The 16,522-nt window shown below is 62.6% G+C and carries 13 protein-coding genes; 5 read left to right on the top strand and 8 right to left on the bottom strand.

From position 1 onward, the window contains the following. The first annotated feature begins 56 nt into the window (after positions 1-56). The 3 genes from moaC to lexA all read left to right on the top strand — a co-directional run bounded on the left by moaC (position 57) and on the right by lexA (position 2,601). Complete coding sequence (gene moaC, locus NMG70_RS19145; protein ID WP_254025985.1) at positions 57-554, top strand: cyclic pyranopterin monophosphate synthase MoaC; 498 nt, start codon at positions 57-59, stop codon at positions 552-554. After that, complete coding sequence (locus NMG70_RS19140; RefSeq protein ID WP_254025984.1) at positions 554-1,759, top strand: molybdopterin molybdotransferase MoeA; 1,206 nt, start codon at positions 554-556, stop codon at positions 1,757-1,759. The genes moaC and NMG70_RS19140 overlap by 1 nt, the downstream gene beginning before the upstream one ends. A 104-nt stretch (positions 1,760-1,863) precedes the next feature. Beyond that, positions 1,864-2,601, top strand: coding sequence for a transcriptional repressor LexA (gene lexA / locus NMG70_RS19135; protein WP_254025983.1), 738 nt, complete (start codon positions 1,864-1,866; stop codon positions 2,599-2,601). On the opposite strand, the gene NMG70_RS19130 is transcribed toward lexA, so the two are convergent. Further along, on the bottom strand, positions 2,595-5,051 hold the full coding sequence (locus NMG70_RS19130) for a ComEC/Rec2 family competence protein (RefSeq protein ID WP_254025982.1): 2,457 nt from the start codon (positions 5,049-5,051) through the stop codon (positions 2,595-2,597). The two genes, lexA and NMG70_RS19130, sit on opposite strands and share 7 nt — an antisense overlap. Positions 5,052-5,154: 103 nt before the next feature. Between NMG70_RS19130 and gltX the strand changes: the two genes are divergently transcribed. Together gltX and gltA are read left to right on the top strand one after the other, a co-directional pair. Continuing rightward, the gene (gene gltX, locus NMG70_RS19125) at positions 5,155-6,579 is read left to right on the top strand and encodes a glutamate--tRNA ligase (RefSeq protein WP_254025981.1); all 1,425 of its coding nucleotides are present in this window, start codon (positions 5,155-5,157) and stop codon (positions 6,577-6,579) included. A 174-nt stretch (positions 6,580-6,753) separates the two neighbouring features. Continuing rightward, complete coding sequence (gene gltA / locus NMG70_RS19120; RefSeq protein ID WP_254025980.1) at positions 6,754-8,082, top strand: citrate synthase; 1,329 nt, start codon at positions 6,754-6,756, stop codon at positions 8,080-8,082. A 66-nt stretch (positions 8,083-8,148) separates the two neighbouring features. Here the strand turns inward: gltA and lpxB are convergent, their stop codons facing one another. The 7 genes from lpxB to rseP form a co-directional block, all read right to left on the bottom strand. Then, entirely contained in the window at positions 8,149-9,327 is a 1,179-nt protein-coding gene (gene lpxB / locus NMG70_RS19115) for a lipid-A-disaccharide synthase (protein ID WP_254025979.1), read from the bottom strand. Next, positions 9,317-10,219 (bottom strand): LpxI family protein, encoded by a 903-nt coding sequence (locus NMG70_RS19110; RefSeq protein ID WP_254025978.1) that lies wholly within the window; start codon positions 10,217-10,219, stop codon positions 9,317-9,319. Before NMG70_RS19110 ends, lpxB begins: the two co-directional genes overlap by 11 nt. Further along, entirely contained in the window at positions 10,206-11,039 is an 834-nt protein-coding gene (gene lpxA, locus NMG70_RS19105) for an acyl-ACP--UDP-N-acetylglucosamine O-acyltransferase (protein ID WP_254025977.1), read from the bottom strand. Before lpxA ends, NMG70_RS19110 begins: the two co-directional genes overlap by 14 nt. 13 nt (positions 11,040-11,052) lie before the next feature. After that, positions 11,053-11,526, bottom strand: coding sequence for a 3-hydroxyacyl-ACP dehydratase FabZ (gene fabZ, locus NMG70_RS19100; protein WP_254025976.1), 474 nt, complete (start codon positions 11,524-11,526; stop codon positions 11,053-11,055). A 1-nt stretch (position 11,527) separates the two neighbouring features. After that, a complete protein-coding gene (gene lpxD / locus NMG70_RS19095; RefSeq protein ID WP_254025975.1) occupies positions 11,528-12,586 on the bottom strand; it encodes a UDP-3-O-(3-hydroxymyristoyl)glucosamine N-acyltransferase in 1,059 nt (352 codons plus the stop codon). A gap of 180 nt (positions 12,587-12,766) precedes the next feature. After that, positions 12,767-15,118, bottom strand: a complete 2,352-nt coding sequence (bamA, locus tag NMG70_RS19090) for an outer membrane protein assembly factor BamA (RefSeq protein WP_254025974.1) — start codon at positions 15,116-15,118, stop codon at positions 12,767-12,769. Between the two features lie 217 nt (positions 15,119-15,335). Next, positions 15,336-16,478: an RIP metalloprotease RseP gene (gene rseP, locus NMG70_RS19085; RefSeq protein ID WP_254025973.1), complete on the bottom strand. Its 1,143-nt coding sequence runs from the start codon at positions 16,476-16,478 to the stop codon at positions 15,336-15,338. Positions 16,479-16,522 lie beyond the last annotated feature (44 nt).

Below are 16,522 nucleotides of genomic sequence, written 5' to 3'. Positions count from 1 at the left end.
TTAGAGCGTACTTGGTGCGTCCAAACGGACGCACGTCGCTCCAAGGTGACCTGACGATGTCGGCCGCCCTCACCCATCTTGGCGCGGAAGGCGAAGCCAATATGGTCGATGTCGGCGACAAGGCGGAGACGACCCGCACGGCAATCGCCGAAGGTCTTGTCGCGATGCGACCCGAAACGCTGAAAATGATTCTCGACGGCGATGCCAAGAAAGGCGACGTGCTGGGCACGGCGCGCATCGCCGGCATCATGGCGGCCAAGAGGACGCATGAGCTGATCCCGCTCTGCCATCCGCTGCTGTTGACCAGGATATCGGTAGACATCGAACCTGAAGCGACGCTGCCCGGCCTGAAGGTCACGGCGCTGGCCCGCGTCACCGGCAAGACCGGCGTCGAAATGGAAGCGCTGACCGCCGTCTCGGTCGCCTGCCTGACCATCTATGATATGGCCAAGGCGGTCGATCGCGGCATGGCGATCTCCGGCATCAGGCTGGTGGAAAAGACCGGCGGCAAATCCGGCGACTACAAGGCGGATGCCCAGGGGCCAGGCCAATAATGGCGCTGCTTCCGGTCGCCGAGGCGCTCGAGCGCCTGCTTGAGGATGCTGCGCCCTTGCAGGCTGAAAGCGTCAGCCTGATGGACGCCGCCGACCGCGTGTTGTCGGAGCCGCTCATGGCGCTCCGCACCCAGCCGCCATTCAACGCGTCAGCCATGGACGGCTATGCCGTGCGGGCCGATGATGTCGCGCCCGTGCCCGCGAGACTTTCGGTGATTGGCATGGCGGCGGCCGGACGCGGCTTTGCCGGAACAGTCGGCCCGGCGCAGGCCGTGCGCATCTTCACCGGCGCGCCGCTCCCCGCAGGCGCCGACACCGTCGTCATCCAGGAGAATGTCCGCGACCTCGGCGGCGGCATGGTCGAAGTGACCGTGTCGACGGTCGAAGGCCGCAACATCCGCCGCCTCGGGCTCGATTTCTCGCAGGGCGACGTGCTGCTGGAGAAAGGCCGCCTGCTTGATCCGGCGGCATTGTCGCTGGCGGCGTCGGCCAACCATCAGCAGGTCAGCGTAGTGAAACGGCCGCTGGTCGCCATCATCGCCACCGGCGACGAGTTGCTGCCGCCGGGCAGCGACCTTGGCCCCGACCAGATCATCTCCTCCAATGCCTATGGCATCGCCGCCGCGGCCCGCTCGGTCGGCGCCAGCGCACTCGATCTCGGCATCGCCCCCGACCGCAAGGAGGCGATCGCCGCGCTGGTGAAAAAAGCGGTCGACGCAGGCGCTGACGTCATCGTCACGCTGGGCGGCGCCTCGGTCGGCGACCACGACCTCGTCCATGACGAGCTGACCGGCGAGGGCATGGCGCTCGATTTCTGGAAAATCGCCATGCGGCCCGGCAAGCCACTGATGTTCGGGCGGCTGGGCGGCATCCGCTGCCTCGGCCTGCCCGGCAATCCGGTGGCGAGCCTGGTCTGCACGCAGCTCTTTCTGAAGCCGCTGCTGGCGCGGCTCGGCGGCCGCGCCTTCCGCCAGAACCTGCGTCAGGCGCGGCTCGGCGCCGCCATGCCGGCCAACGATCTCAGGCAAGACTATGTACGCGCGGTGGTGAAGGAAGAAGCTGGCACGCTTGAGGCAACGCCGTTCAGTATCCAGGATTCCTCGATGCTCAGAATTCTGGCCGACGCCAACGGACTGATCGTGCGCGAGCCATTCGCAGCCGCAGCCACAGCCGGCGCCGCCTGCAGCGTGCTGATGCTACGCTGAACAAAACGTCAACGCATTCATTAAACTTTAAATGGTTGCGGAACACAACTGGAACAGATAGTGTTTGTTCTGGGTTTGTTTTTCTGATTCTGTTGGGGGTCGCGATGCTGACACGCAAACAACATGAACTGCTGATGTTCATCCACGAGCGGCTGAAGGAAAGCGGCATTCCGCCCTCGTTCGACGAGATGAAGGAAGCGCTCGACCTCGCCTCCAAATCAGGGATCCATCGGCTGATCACGGCGCTGGAGGAACGCGGTTTCATTCGTCGCCTGCCCAACCGCGCCCGCGCGCTGGAGGTGCTGCGCCTACCCGATTCGATCGCGCCGGGCCTCAATGCGGCGCGCAAATTCTCGCCGAGCGTCATTCAAGGCAGCCTTGGGCAGGGCGGCATCGGGCGGCAGATCAAGCCGGCGCCTTCACGTATGCGTGCGGCCGGCAATGACGACGACGTCGTTGCCACCGTCTCCATACCGGTGATGGGCCGCATCGCTGCCGGTGTGCCGATCGACGCCATCCAGCACCAGACGCATTCGATCTCGGTGCCACCGGACATGATCACCGGCGGCACGCATTACGCGCTGGAGGTCAAGGGTGATTCGATGATCGAGGCCGGCATTTTCGACGGCGATACGGTCATCATCCGCAACGCCGACACCGCCCAGCCTGGCGAGATCATTGTCGCTCTGGTCGACGAGGAGGAGGCGACGCTGAAGCGGTTCCGCCGCAAGGGCGCCTCGATCGCCCTTGAAGCCGCCAATCCGGCCTACGAGACGCGCATCTTCGGGCCGGACCGGGTCAAGGTGCAGGGCAAGCTCGTCGGATTGATTCGGCGTTACTGAGCGGCAGGCTTCTTGGGTTTCTCGGCCCTCCGGTATGGCGGCAGGCCCCTCGCCTCGCGCGAAAATCTCCGCTGCTCATGCCAGGGCCTGTATGGCTGTCTGACGGCAAAGCGGATTTCTGCGCGCGTCGTCGCCGATAACGGATCGAAAAAGACGGCGGCACTGCCCATGCGAGCGAGCTGCCGTTTAGTGACGACGAGAACCAGCGGATTGCGGCAGGGTTTGTAATAGGCTGTGGCATCGTCGATGACGATCAGATCCGAAAAAGCACAGGCTCGTCGTGCGGTTTTGCGGTCGTCGGCGAACGCGATGATTGCGCCGGACGGATGCCGGGCGAGGCACAGGCCGGCAGTGCAGGAGAAGGGCGCTCCCGGCGGCAGATCGGCCGGATCGGCGATGTCGAACCGGACATCTCCTTTTTCGAATGTCTCCGGCTCGACGATTGTCGTTGAAACCAGCGCATGTTTCCAGTTGTCGGTGGTGAATTCGTTCGAACGCACCCGGTTGACCGCAAGTTCGCCGCCGCCGATCGGCAGCGCCACCAGATGCGCATCTTCCGAGATCAGCACGTCGGGGGTGCGCGTCCCGGAAATCGTCAGCAGGCCGGCGAGCGCAAAGGGAAGCGACGCAAGCCGCAGCCATGTCGTCGCCATCGTGGCGATGACTAGGGCGACCGTCACCAGCAGAACCGACTGCAACGAAATTAGTCCGACTGCATCGATCGGCGAACGCTCGGAAATCCATCCCGAAATTGCGATCATGGCCGTCAGTCCCTTGCCCATCATGTAGAGGAAAGGGCCGTCGAGGCCGAAAGGCATTGCCAAGGCGCTGAGGACGGCCAGGAACATGACGATCGTGACGATCGGCATGACAGCCAGATTGGCGAACAGGCTGAGCGGCGAGACGCGCTGGAAGTGCCAGATGGCGAAGAGCGCGGTGGCGCTGCCGGCAATGATGGAGGTCATTGCGATGGTGCCTGCCCCAGCGACGAGTTTTTGCGTGACGAAAGCGACAGGCGACCGTCGCTGTGGCGGCGCCGTGGCCTTGTCGGCACGATAGTCGGACCAACCGGCATAGGCACCCACGAGAGCCGCAGTCGCAGCGAAGGACATCTGGAAGCTTGCGCCGACCACCTCGTGCGGCGACACGACGATGACGGCGATCGCCGAAATCGCCAGGTTGCGCATGGTGAGTGCCGCCCGGTCGAACAGCACGGCGACAAGCATTACCGCCAGCATGATGAAGCTGCGTTCAGCCGCGACCACGATACCGGAAAAAATCAGATAGGCAGCAATGGAAAAAAGTGCGGCGGCAGCCGCATATTTTTTGACCGGCCGGCGCGACGAAAAGTCGGGAAACAGTGCAAAGCCGCCGCGCAGCAATCCCATGACGGTGCCGGCGACAAGCGCCATGTGCAGGCCGGAAATGGAGATGATGTGGTAGATGCCGGTGCGCCGCATCGATTCGTTTATCTCTTCGGGAATGCCGGCACGCACACCGACGATCAGCGCAGCGGCAATCTCCCCCTCGGCACCGCCGATGCTGTCCCTGATGTGGTCGGCGATGGTTTCGCGCGCCTTCTCGATCGACGAAGAAAGGCGTGCGGTTAACGGTGCATTTTCAGAAACGACGATCTTTGGACTGCCGAGGAAAAAGCCACTGGCACCGATACCGGCAAAATAGCTGTCAAAGGAGAAGTCATAGCTGTCCGGTCTGACCGGGCCAGTCGGAGGCAGAAGCCTCACATAGCCGGTTGCCACCGAGCCTGCGGTCATCTCAGCGGGAATCTTGCGTGCCGATACCCTGACACGTTCGGGTGCATAACGCAGTGTCGGCCGGGCGGTCGACATCACGTCGATGGTCAGCCTGATCCGGCCGTTCGCCATCTGGTCGAGCCTGACGACACGGCCGGTCAGCTGGGTCTGGATTTCCGCACCGAGCATCCGCGTTCCGGCGCGCCAGGTTTCAACCTTGGCGGCGAGCACACCGAGCGCGCATAGCAACGCTGCCATGAAGCACAAATGCGTTTTGCGTCGTGCGCGCACGACGGCCGCACACAATGCCGTGAGGACCACGACGGCGATGGGCTGCGCAAAGTCCGGTTCGACGGCAAGCGAAAAATAGACGATCACCCCGCATGCCAGAAAAACCGGTACCAGCAGGAAGGCGACGCCGCGGTCGAGTTCCAGGCCGGCTGCCGAGGCCACGCTGTTGCGGACACCGGATAGTGAAAGATGGCTGAGCTGTCGGCGAAAACGAATGACAGGCCCGGGTATTGGAGCCGGTATCGGCGCGGAGCGGTCCGGCGAAAGAGGCTGGATGCCCGGATGCGATGCAGGCAGCGAAACGGGTAGCGGCTCAGCGTGAGGAACGTCGGCAAACAGCGATCGTTCGCTGACGCTTGTGATCGCGCCCTCGCTCTTGTCCACGCCGCGGCCTGGTCCAGCCATAGGGTTCGCCCCCTTGCGCCCTTGACCTCCTATGCTACATGAACGCGCGACGCGCGAAAGTCCGCGCAACCACATCCGTTTTCTGCGCTTGCCTGGGAGTTCCATGTCCGACAAGGTCGTCACCCGTTTTGCCCCTTCGCCCACCGGTTTCCTTCATATTGGCGGGGCGCGCACGGCGCTGTTCAACTGGCTGTATGCGAGACACACTGGCGGCAAGATGCTGCTGCGCATCGAGGACACCGATCGCGAGCGTTCGACCGATGCGGCAACCGCTGCCATCCTCGATGGGCTCTCCTGGCTCGGCCTCATCTGGGACGGCGAGCCGGTATCGCAGTTCGAGCGCGCGCCGCGCCACCGCGCGGTTGCCGAGGAGCTGGTGCGCCTCGGCAAAGCCTATTACTGCTATGCGACGCCGGCTGAGTTGGAGGCGATGCGCGAGAGCGCGCGGGCCAAGGGCTTGCCTCCCCGCTATGACGGCCGCTGGCGCGACCGCAACCCGTCAGAGGCGCCGGTTGGCGCCAAGGGCGCGATCCGCATCAAGGCGCCTGCCGACGGCGAGACGGTGGTGCATGACCGCGTGCAGGGCGAAGTCCGCTTCCCCAACAAGGATCTCGACGATTTCATCGTCCTGCGCTCGGACGGCAACCCGACCTATATGCATGCCGTCGTCGTCGACGACCACGACATGGGCATCACCCACATCATCCGCGGCGACGACCATCTGACCAATGCCGCCCGCCAGATGGTGATCTATCGAGCCATGGGCTGGGACGTGCCGTCGATGTCGCATATCCCGCTGATCCATGGCGCCGACGGCGCCAAGCTGTCGAAGCGGCACGGCGCCCTCGGCGTCGAAGCGTATCGCGCCATGGGCTATCTGCCCGAGGCACTGCTCAACTACCTGGCGCGGCTCGGCTGGAGCCATGGCGACGATGAGGTCATGTCGATCGCCGACATGATTGCGTGGTTTGACATCGGCGATGTCAACAAAGGGGCCGCCCGCTTCGACTTCGCCAAGCTCGAGGCGCTGAACGGCGTGCATATGCGCCGCATGAACGACGCCGAATTGCTAGATATCTTCATCAACACCTTGCCCTATCTCGAAGGCGGCCCGGCGATCGCAGCGCGCCTCGACGACGCACGCAAGGCGCAGTTGCTGGCCGCCCTGCCCGGCTTGAAGGAGCGCGCCAAGACGCTGGTCGAGTTGGTCGACGGTGCCGCCTTCCTGTTTGCCGAGCGGCCGCTGCCGATCGACGAGAAGGCGGCGGCGCTGCTCGGCGGTGAGGCGCGCGAGATCCTGCGGGGCGCCCATGCGGCGCTGAAGGCGACTTCAGGGGATTGGACGGCCGCAGCGGCGGAAGCGGCGATCCGCGAATATGCGCTCGCCGGCGGCCATAAGCTTGGCGCTGTGGCCCAACCTTTGCGCGCCGCGCTCACCGGCAAAAGCACCTCGCCCGGCGTGTTCGACGTGCTTGCTGTGCTTGGCCGCGAGGAAAGCCTGGCGCGCGTCGCGGATCAAATCGATTAGCAAAACTGGCCCAAGAAGATTGGCATTGAAAGGTGGGTTTCGCAGTGCAACATTAGGTCTTGGCCCAATTTGGCACGCAAATCCAATTGCGGGCGCAAACGCGCGATACTTTCGACGTGTTGCGTTGCAGCTATTTTGCCTTTGCCGACATGAGAAAACCAAAAGGAGTTTGCAATGTCCGAAGCTGCGACAAAAATGGAATTTGGCGGCAAAACCCACGTGTCGACTGCGAAACTTGAATTCGCCGGCAAAACGCACGAACTCAAGGTGCGAAGCGGCTCGGTCGGACCGGATGTGATCGATATCGGCTCGCTTTACAGCACCACCGGGGCCTTCACCTACGATCCCGGCTTCACTTCGACGGCAAGCTGCGAGTCGGAAATCACCTTCATCGATGGCGATGCCGGCATCCTTTTGCATCGCGGTTATCCGATCGACCAGTTGGCCGAGCACGGCGACTTCCTCGAAGTCTGCTATCTCTTGCTCTACGGCGAACTGCCGACCAAGGCGCAGAAGGACGATTTCGACTACCGGGTGACGCGCCACACCATGGTGCACGAGCAGATGTCGCGCTTCTTCACCGGCTTTCGCCGCGACGCCCACCCGATGGCGGTGATGTGCGGCGTGGTCGGCGCGCTGTCAGCCTTCTATCACGATTCCACCGACATCTCGGACCCCTACCAGCGCATGGTCGCGTCGATGCGGCTGATCGCCAAGATGCCAACGATCGCGGCAATGGCTTACAAATATCACATCGGCCAGCCCTTCATTTACCCGAAGAACGAGCTGAATTTCGCGGCCAACTTCCTGCATATGTGTTTTGCCGTGCCGTGCGAGGAATACAAGATCAACCCGGTGCTGGCGCGTGCGATGGAGCGCATCTTCATCCTGCACGCCGATCACGAGCAGAACGCCTCGACCTCGACCGTTCGCCTCGCCGGCTCGTCGGGCGCCAATCCATTCGCCTGCATCGCCGCCGGCATCGCCTGCCTGTGGGGACCGGCCCATGGCGGCGCCAACGAGGCAGCCTTGAACATGCTGGGCGAGATCGGCCATGTCGACCACATCCCGGAATTCATCGCCCGCGCCAAGGATAAGAACGACCCGTTCCGATTGATGGGCTTTGGCCACCGCGTCTACAAAAACTACGATCCGCGCGCCAAGATCATGCAGAAGACCGCACATGAGGTCTTGGGCGAACTCGGCATCAAGGACGATCCGCTGCTCGACATCGCCATGGAACTGGAAAGGATCGCTCTGACCGATTCCTATTTCATCGAGAAGAAGCTATATCCGAACGTCGATTTCTATTCCGGCATCACGCTGAAGGCGCTGGGCTTCCCCACCACCATGTTCACCGTGCTGTTCGCGGTCGCCCGCACCGTCGGCTGGATCGCGCAGTGGAAAGAGATGATCGAGGATCCGCACCAGAAGATCGGCCGCCCGCGCCAGCTCTATACAGGTGCGCCGGAGCGGGATTATGTGCCGATTGCCAAGAGATGAGTGAGTAGTGAGTGGTGAGTAGTAAAGGGGGCGCTTGGCTTCTCACTGCTTTCTACTCCCTACTCCCTACTCCCTACTCACTTTCTTGATGTACCCCATCACAACCCCGGCAGCGATGTCGCCGGACGGTCTGTCGACGGCCATGCGTCTGGCCACCTCGGCAAAACCGTCCTTCTGCCATGCGCGATAGGGGGTGTCGGAAAACAGCGCCTCCAACTGCCGCGCCAGATAGTGCGGCCGCACAAATTCGTTGTAGCTTTCCGGCACGATCGGGCGGTCGGCGATGAGATTGGGCAAGGCGGCGCTCCATACGGTGACAAGGCGTTGGGCCATCCGCATGACCGGATCGAGCCGGTAGCAGGAGATCATCGGCACACCCGACAGTGCCAGTTCCAGCGACACCGTTCCCGATGCGATCAGCGCTGCATCGGCCTTGCCGAAGGCCTGCCATTTGCGCTCGGGATCAAGGATGATCTCCGGCTTCTCGTCCCAGCATGCGACCGAAGCCCTGACCAGGTCGGCGACATGCGGCACCGTCGGCAACAGCAGGCGCAAGCGGTGTCCGCGCGCACGCAGGATCGAGATCGTCTTGCCGAACGGGCTGGCCAGCCGTCGCACCTCGCCGCGGCGCGAGCCGGGCAGCACAAGCAGCGACTTCACACGATCGTCGGACAGGTCGCGCGGCAGGCTTTGCGCCTTGGCGGCGCCGAGCACGCCCGGATCGTGCGTAAGGCGATGGCCGACATAGGTGCCGGTCGGGCCGCCGAGGCGGGCGAGCTCGCTCACTTCGAAAGGCAGGATGCAGAGGATGTGGTCGACATACGATTTCATCGCCACCGCCCTGCCCGGCCGCCATGCCCAGACGCTCGGGCAGACATAGTGGACGATCGGGATTGCCGGATCGGCGGCACGCACCTTTTTCGCCACGCGCAGCGAAAAATCCGGGCTGTCGATGGTGATGAGGCAGTCGGGCTTTTCATTGGCGACCGTGTCGGCCGTTTGGCTGATCCGTCGTATCAGGCGCGGCAGATCGCGCAGGATGGCGCTCAATCCCATCAGAGCGATCTCGCCGCCGTCGAACAGCGGCGTGAGGCCGAGTGCCTGCAAATGCCGGCCGCCAATGCCGACTAGCCGAACCTCGCGGCCGGTCGCGCGCTTGAGCGCCTCTACGATGTCGGCGCCAAGCAGATCGCCGGATTCCTCCCCGGCGACGATGGCGATCTTCAGCGGTCTCTCAGTCGCCATGCACCGGCTCCGCAGCAGGCAGGCCGATCACGAACAGGCCGAGCGCGTTGGCGCGAGCGACGACTGTCGGGCCTTCCAGAACCAGCGAGCGGCCGGCTTCGACGGCAATGCCGGCAAGTCCGGCGGCATGCGCCGCCTCGATCGTCTGCGGGCCGATAGAGGGCAGATCGGCGCGCAACTCCTGGCCAGGCTTGGCGCATTTGACCAGGACGCCACGCGTTCTGCCGGCCAACCTGCCATGGCCGCGCAACTGCCGTGTTCGATCGAGCAATCCGTCGGTACCCTCGATGCCTTCCAGCGCGATGGCGCGGCCGCCGATCGCAACAGCCGCCTGGCCGATATCTAGCGCGCCGATGGCCATTGCCGCTGCGTGGGCCGCTTTGATGTCGCGCCAGTCGGATTTCCGCGGCGCTGCCGTGGTCAGCACGCCTTCGGCGGCGACCAGTTCCGGCACGATCTCATGGGCGCCGACTACCTTGATGCCACGCGCCTCCAGGGCCCGCGTCAAAACCTTCAGCAGGCCGTCGTCGCCGCGGGCAAGCGCCATGACCACCGAAGGCACCACGGCAAGCAAGCCAAGGCTCGGGCGCATGTCGATCAGTCTCGGCCGGCGCCTGATCTCGCCGGCAAGAACCAGATGGCTGATCCGTCGACGCTTCAGCAACGAAGCGAGCGAACCAATGTCTTCCAGAGCGAGATTCTCATGCTCGTAGCCGCCGAGGTCGGACTTGCGGTCGACTTCGCCCTCGATCAGGATAACGACGGGCGGATAGCCTTGTCCGGCCAGGCTGATCGCAACTTCGACCGGCAAGCTGCCACCGCCGGCGATGATGCCGACCTTGGCGTCTGGCGCGAGATCAAGGCCCGTCCGGCTGGCCTCAATCTTCGTCATCTGCATCGTCGCCGCCGCCAGCCTTGAGCGACGGGACGGCGTAGTGCCGCTTACCGCGACTGGCGATGAAATCGATGATCTTCATGGCGGTCGGTGACGAGGCGAATTCCGCCTTGGCGAACTCGACGTTCTCGCCGACGGTTCGGGAGCGATCGAAGATCGTCCTGTAGGCCTTGCGCAGCGTCTGGATCTCGGAGCGCGGCAGGCCCGCGCGCTTCAGGCCGATGATGTTGAGGCCGCGAAGGCTGGCGCGATTGCCGACGGCGATGGCGTAGGGAATGACATCGCCGACGATTGCCGAGCAACCGCCGAGAAAGGCGTTGTCGCCGACGCGGACAAACTGATGAACGGCGGTAAGGCCACCGATATAGACGTTGTCACCGATCTCGCAATGGCCGCCCAGCGTCGCCTGATTGGCGAAGGTGGCGTTCTTGCCGACGATGCAGTCATGCGCGATGTGGGCGTAGGCAAGGAAGTTGCCGTTGTCGCCGATCGTCGTCTCGCCGCGGCTGGAATCGGTGCCGAGGTGCATGGTCACGCCTTCGCGGATCGTGCAGTTCTCGCCGACTACCAGCGTGGTGCGGCCGCCCTTGTGCTTGGTGTTTTGCGGCGGCGCGCCCAGTGTCGCCATCGGATACACTTTGGTCGACGCACCGACGGTGGTCGCGCCGATCACCGAGACGTGGCCGACCAGTTCGACGCGGTCGCCGATCACCGCGTCGGCACTGATGTGGCAGAACGGCCCGATGCGGACGCCTTGGCCGATTTTAGCGCCGGCCTCAATGACCGAAGATGGATGGATGACTGTCTGGATTTCCATAAGCATTCGATCGTCAGTCGCTCGTAACCATCATCGCCGAGATCTCGGCTTCCGCGGCCTTGGCGCCGTCGACCAGAGCCTCGCAGGCGAATTTGAGAAGGTTGCCGCGTTTCTTGATTTTCTTCACATGGATCTTCAACTGGTCGCCGGGAACGACCGGTTTACGGAATTTCGCATTGTCGATGGTCAGGAAATAGACCAGCGACGGTTTTTCGGTGCCAGGATTTCTTTCGGTACCGAGGCTGCGGATGCAGATGGCGCCTGCCGTCTGCGCCATCGCCTCGACGATCAGCACGCCGGGCATGACCGGCTGATCCGGGAAATGACCTTGGAAATGCGGCTCGTTTATGGTCACGTTCTTGATGCCGATAGCGGACTCGTCGCCATCGATATCGATGATGCGGTCGATCATCAGGAACGGATAGCGATGCGGCAGGAGCTTCATCAGCCCCAATATGTCGACCGCCTCGAGCGTCGCCGCAACCATCTCAGCTCTTCCCTCCGTCGCCCGATTTGCGCGCCCTGGCCAGTCTTCGCAGAGCCGCGATCTCCCGCATGGCTTCCGCCATCGGCTGCGCCGGGTACCCTCCCCAAATCTCGCCCGCGGGGACGTTGCTCATGAACCCGCTTCTTGCAGCAAGCTTGGCCCCTGTCCCTACGGTCAGGTGATCCGCAAGACCGACACCGCCACCCATGGTGACGTTGTCGCCCACCGTTACGGAACCGGAAATACCCGAAAGGCCGGCGATTATGCAATTGCGGCCGATCCGGACGTTATGAGCGATCTGCACCAGATTGTCGATCTTGGTGCCTTGACCGATAATCGTGTCGGACATGGCGCCACGATCCACCGTCGTGTTCGAGCCGATCTCGACGTCGTCCTGGATAACGACCCGGCCGATTTGCGGCACGCGCTCCGGGCCCTTGGCGCCGGCCACGAAGCCAAAACCGTCCTGGCCGATGCGGGCGCCGCCATGGATGATGACGCGGTTGCCGATCAGCGCGTACTGGATGCTGGCGCCTGGGCCGACATAGCCGTCGCGGCCGAACTGGCAGGAGGGACCGATAACGGCATGAGGAGCAATAACGGTTCCGCTGCCGATAGAGGCGCGGGGGCCGATGATCGCGCCGGCCTCGACGATCGCGCCGGCCTCGACACGCGCCGATGGATCGATATGGGCATGCGGCGAGATACCGGTTTCGCCGGTCATCGGCGCCGGTGTCGCAGCCGCCGGGAACAGAAGGCGTCCGACCATCGCGAAAGCCTGTTGCGGGCGCGGATGGACCAGAACCGCAATGCCCGCCGGCGCCTTGCCGGCAAATTCAGCGGGGCATAGAACCGCCGCTGCTCGCAGCGATTGCATCAGCGCGAAGTTGCGTCTGCCATCGACGAAGACAAGTGTATGCTCGCCGCCTTCACTTGCCGGCGCCAAGGCTTCGATCGATACATCGGAGAGGCCGGAATCGACAAGCACCGAGCCGGTCAGATTCGCGACTTCGCCAGCCGTATACCGGCGTGATGGCGCGAAGAACACCGGATCGGTCATTCCAGAAGCTATATCCAGCTAGCGCATGACCCCGAAAATCAGAATCGATTTTCGGAAAGGATCATGCGCAAAATCAAAGTCCTACAGCGTCCTTTGCGCGTTCAAGAGGACGCGCGGCGCCGCAGTGTCGAATTACTCTCTTCCAGACCCCTACGGCCTGGAAGTATCGTTGCCCGCCGATTAGAAGCGGCTCGATATGCCGAAGTTGAATTCCTGCACCTCGTCAGTGTCCTCCTTGAGGACCGGGATCGCATAGTCGATGCGGATCGGGCCAAAGGGCGACGCCCACATCATGCCGAGACCGACCGAGGCGCGCCACTCCATCCCGGTTGTCGATGGATCGACACCCGCCACATCGTTGCCATAAAGTGTCGCCGCATCGGCAAAGACCGCGCCGCGCAGGCCGAAGCTCTCCGGAATCACCGGCATCGGAAACTGGGCTTCCGCCGAGGCGTTGAAATAGGTGGTGCCACCGAGATGGTCGTCAAAGCCCTGGTCGTCGACAGGACCGATGCCGCCATAGGCGAAGCCGCGGATCATACGGTCGCTGCTCTGGAAATGGTCGAAGATGCGCAGGTCGTCGTCGCTGCCGTAGCCCTGGATATGGCCCGCTCCACCCGAAATCAAACCAACCAGATCAAGCTGCTCAGACAATGTCTGGTAAACGGTGCCACGCGCTGTCACCTTGACGAATTTGGCATCGCCGCCGAGGCCGGCGAATTCCGTGGTGACATTGGCGAAAATGCCTTCATGCGGGCTCTTCATGTCATCGATGGTGTTGTAGACCAGGCCGAGACTGACCGACGACTTGAGCCACGGGCTTTCCTCAATGCCGTTTAGGATAGCCGTAGAGACGTCGCACCCGGCGTTGGGATCGCAGCCATCGTCGAGCTCATACTTCTCCTGCGAGATATTATATGCCAGTTGCGTCGAGATGTCGTCGGTGATTGGCAGGCCGAAGCGCACTGTCGCGCCTATCGTCTCGCTCTGGTAGTCGTCGTATTCCCTAGTCCGGTTGAAGACATCGAAACCGGCAGCGATACGCCGCCCGAGGAAATAGGGCTCGGTGAAGGAGAAGCTGTAGTCACGTGAATTCTTGCCGCCGCCCGCCGATAGCTTGATGAACTGGCCGCGTCCGAGGAAGTTGCGCTCGGTGATCGATCCTTCGATGGATGGGCCTGATGTGTCGCCGCCGGTCGAATAGCCGGCGCCAATCGAGAACTCGCCGGTCGATTTTTCGACCACGTCGACCACGAGCACCACCTGGTCTGGCTCCGAGCCGGGCACGGTGGAAACCTCGACTTTTTCAAAATAATCGAGCGCTTCCAGCCGCTTCTTCGCGCGCTGGATGAGAACCTGGTTGAAGGCATCGCCCTCGCTCACGTCGAATTCGCGCCGAATGACATAGTCGCGTGTCCGGTCGTTGCCGCGAATTTCGATGCGCTCGACATAGGCCTTGGTGCCCTGGTCGATCGTATAGACAACTGAAATGGTGTGGTTCTCGAAATTGCGGTCGCCGCGCGGCGTCACCTGGGCGAAGGGATAGCCGGAACCGGCGACCCTCTCGGTCAATGCGATGATTGTGTCTTCGACGTTCTCGGCGTTGTAGACATCGCCCTTGTGGGTTTCGACCACTGATTGCAGCGATGCGGGGTCGACCTCGGGGATCGTGCTCTCGACGCTGACATCGCCGAAGGTGTAGCGGTCGCCCTCCTGCACGGTGATGGTCACCGTATATTTATTGGTGGTTTCGTCGAGTTCGCCGACCGCGGAAATCACCTGGAAGTCGGCATAGCCGTGATTGTAGTAGAAGCGGCGCAGCAACTCCTGGTCGGCGCGCAGCTTGTCTTCGTCATAGACGTCGTCGCGCAGCACGAACGAAAGGATGGACGAGCGCTTGGTAGAAATGACGTCGGACAGGCGACGGCTCGAATAGGCGCTGTTGCCGACGAAATTGATCGCGGCGATCTGCGTGCGGCCGCCTTCATTGATGTTGAACACCACGTTCACGCGGTTGTCGCCGAGATCCATGATCTGGGTGGTCACGGCGGCGTCGTCGCGGCCGATACGCCTGTAGGCGGCCTTGACCGCCTCGACATCGGCATCGAGCGCCTGCTGCGAGAACGTTCCACGCGGCTTCAACTGGACCGCGGCCGCAAGGGCGTTGTCCTTGAGCTTCTTGTTGCCCTGGAACAGCACCTGGTTCACGACCTGATATTCGGAAACCTTGATGACCAACGTCGAACCCACCTGGTTGATCTGGACGTCAGAGAACAGCCCTGTGCCGAACAGCGCCTTGACCGCATCGTCGATATCGGAGCTGGAAAAGGCCTGGCCGGGCTTGATCGTAACGTAGTTGCGGATCGTGTCGGCGTCGACACGCTGATTGCCGCTGACTTCAACTCTTGAAACAACAGCGGCCTCGGCCGCCGATGTGGCAACGAACTGCACCGCGAGCGCACCTGGTACGACCAGAGCGGCGGACAGTGCCACCGCGGACGCGGCGCTCAAAAACTTGGATGCTGCCTTCATCGGGCTTTTGTACCTTTTCTCGAAGTCCCCACGGCGAGAAAACCGGACGTGCGGTAATTTCCCCTACCGTATTAACCGGATTTCCCCTACACGCAAGGCTCCTGGTTAATTTGTATTTACTTAACCCAAGTGCGTGGCTTTCGCGTCACGCATATCCCCACGCATGGTAAACGGCGTCTCAACATTGGCGGTGCCGAAGCCAAATTTCTTCATGATTTCAGCATCCAAACAGGTCATTCCAGAAAACGAAGCCCATAAAGGCCAAGACGAGAAGCAGGCCAGCCCTGTAGCCCATCTCCATCATCCGTTCCGACACCGGCCGCCGAATGACGGCCTCCACGCCGTAGAACAGAAGATGGCCGCCGTCGAGCGGGGGAATCGGCAAAAGGTTCAGAATACCGATCCCGACCGACAACAGGGCAACAAGTTGCACAAGCCAGTCGAAGCCGAGTTTTGCCGCCTGGCCCGACATTTTTGCGATCTTGATCGGGCCGCCCAGCTGGCATTTGTCTTCGCGACCGACAACAAAACGCTGCAGGAACTGACCGGTGCGCTGAATGATGTATCCCGTCTCCTCGACCGCCGCCCCTACCGCTCCGACCGGGTTGTAAGTGATCAGCCTGGGCTGGCCGAATTCCTGGTTGTTGACGACGCCGATCACGGCCACCTTGACCTTGTTGCCCAGCCCGTCTTGCTGCTCCATCATTTCCGGCGTCGCCGTAACGGTGATCTCCTTGCCGTCGCGCAGCATGACGAAGGTGATGGGGTCGCCGCCGCGGCCCGAGACCCGGCGCTGGACGTCGGCGAAGGTCTGGACCTTGCTGCCGTCGACGCTGACGAATCGGTCGCCAGGCAGGATGCCGGCCCTGGCCGCTGGGCTGCCCGCGGTGACTTCAGCCACCATTGGCTCCAGCACGGGGCGGCCATAGGCGGCAAACAGCACCGCAAAGACGGCGATCGTCAGCAGAAAATTGAACAGCGGGCCGGCCACCACAGTTGCCGCGCGCTTCCAGACCGGCTGCGTGTGAAAAGCGACCTTGCGTTCGGCAGCCGTCAGCGTTTCGATCTCCTCCGAGCTGGGCTGGCTCGAGGTGGCGTTCATGTCGCCGACGAATTTGACGTAGCCGCCGAGTGGTATGGCGCAGAGTTTCCAGCGCGTGCCATGGCTGTCATTAAAGCCGAAGAGTTCCGGGCCGAAGCCGATCGAAAAGACTTTCACGCCGATGCCGCACCAGCGTCCGACGAGATAATGGCCCATCTCGTGGACGAACACGACTACGGTCAGCACGAACAGGAAAGGCACCAGCGTGCCGAGGACAAAGCCTTCCGTGCTGAAAACCGCGTGAAGAATCTCGTTCAACTCATGTCCTCAAATTCGTCCGCAGCACGGTGGTACTGCGACTG

The organism is Mesorhizobium ventifaucium (assembly GCF_935822925.1).
In the GTDB taxonomy this organism is placed as follows: domain Bacteria; phylum Pseudomonadota; class Alphaproteobacteria; order Rhizobiales; family Rhizobiaceae; genus Mesorhizobium; species Mesorhizobium ventifaucium.
Note: the sequence above shows the minus strand (reverse complement) of the source record. Positions and strands in the feature narration are given on the sequence as shown.

Bases quoted from the DNA above. Each gene is read 5' to 3' on its own strand.
- moaC (WP_254025985.1), top strand. From the start codon at position 57: ATGTCGGCCGCCCTCACCCATCTTGGCGCGGAAGGCGAAGCCAATATG.
- bamA (WP_254025974.1), bottom strand. From the start codon at position 15,118: ATGAAGGCAGCATCCAAGTTTTTGAGCGCCGCGTCCGCGGTGGCACTG.
- lexA (WP_254025983.1), top strand. From the start codon at position 1,864: ATGCTGACACGCAAACAACATGAACTGCTGATGTTCATCCACGAGCGG.
- lpxA (WP_254025977.1), bottom strand. From the start codon at position 11,039: ATGGAAATCCAGACAGTCATCCATCCATCTTCGGTCATTGAGGCCGGC.
- lpxB (WP_254025979.1), bottom strand. From the start codon at position 9,327: ATGGCGACTGAGAGACCGCTGAAGATCGCCATCGTCGCCGGGGAGGAA.
- gltX (WP_254025981.1), top strand. From the start codon at position 5,155: ATGTCCGACAAGGTCGTCACCCGTTTTGCCCCTTCGCCCACCGGTTTC.
- NMG70_RS19110 (WP_254025978.1), bottom strand. From the start codon at position 10,219: ATGACGAAGATTGAGGCCAGCCGGACGGGCCTTGATCTCGCGCCAGAC.
- gltA (WP_254025980.1), top strand. From the start codon at position 6,754: ATGTCCGAAGCTGCGACAAAAATGGAATTTGGCGGCAAAACCCACGTG.
- NMG70_RS19140 (WP_254025984.1), top strand. From the start codon at position 554: ATGGCGCTGCTTCCGGTCGCCGAGGCGCTCGAGCGCCTGCTTGAGGAT.
- fabZ (WP_254025976.1), bottom strand. From the start codon at position 11,526: ATGGTTGCGGCGACGCTCGAGGCGGTCGACATATTGGGGCTGATGAAG.
- NMG70_RS19130 (WP_254025982.1), bottom strand. From the start codon at position 5,051: ATGGCTGGACCAGGCCGCGGCGTGGACAAGAGCGAGGGCGCGATCACA.
- lpxD (WP_254025975.1), bottom strand. From the start codon at position 12,586: ATGACCGATCCGGTGTTCTTCGCGCCATCACGCCGGTATACGGCTGGC.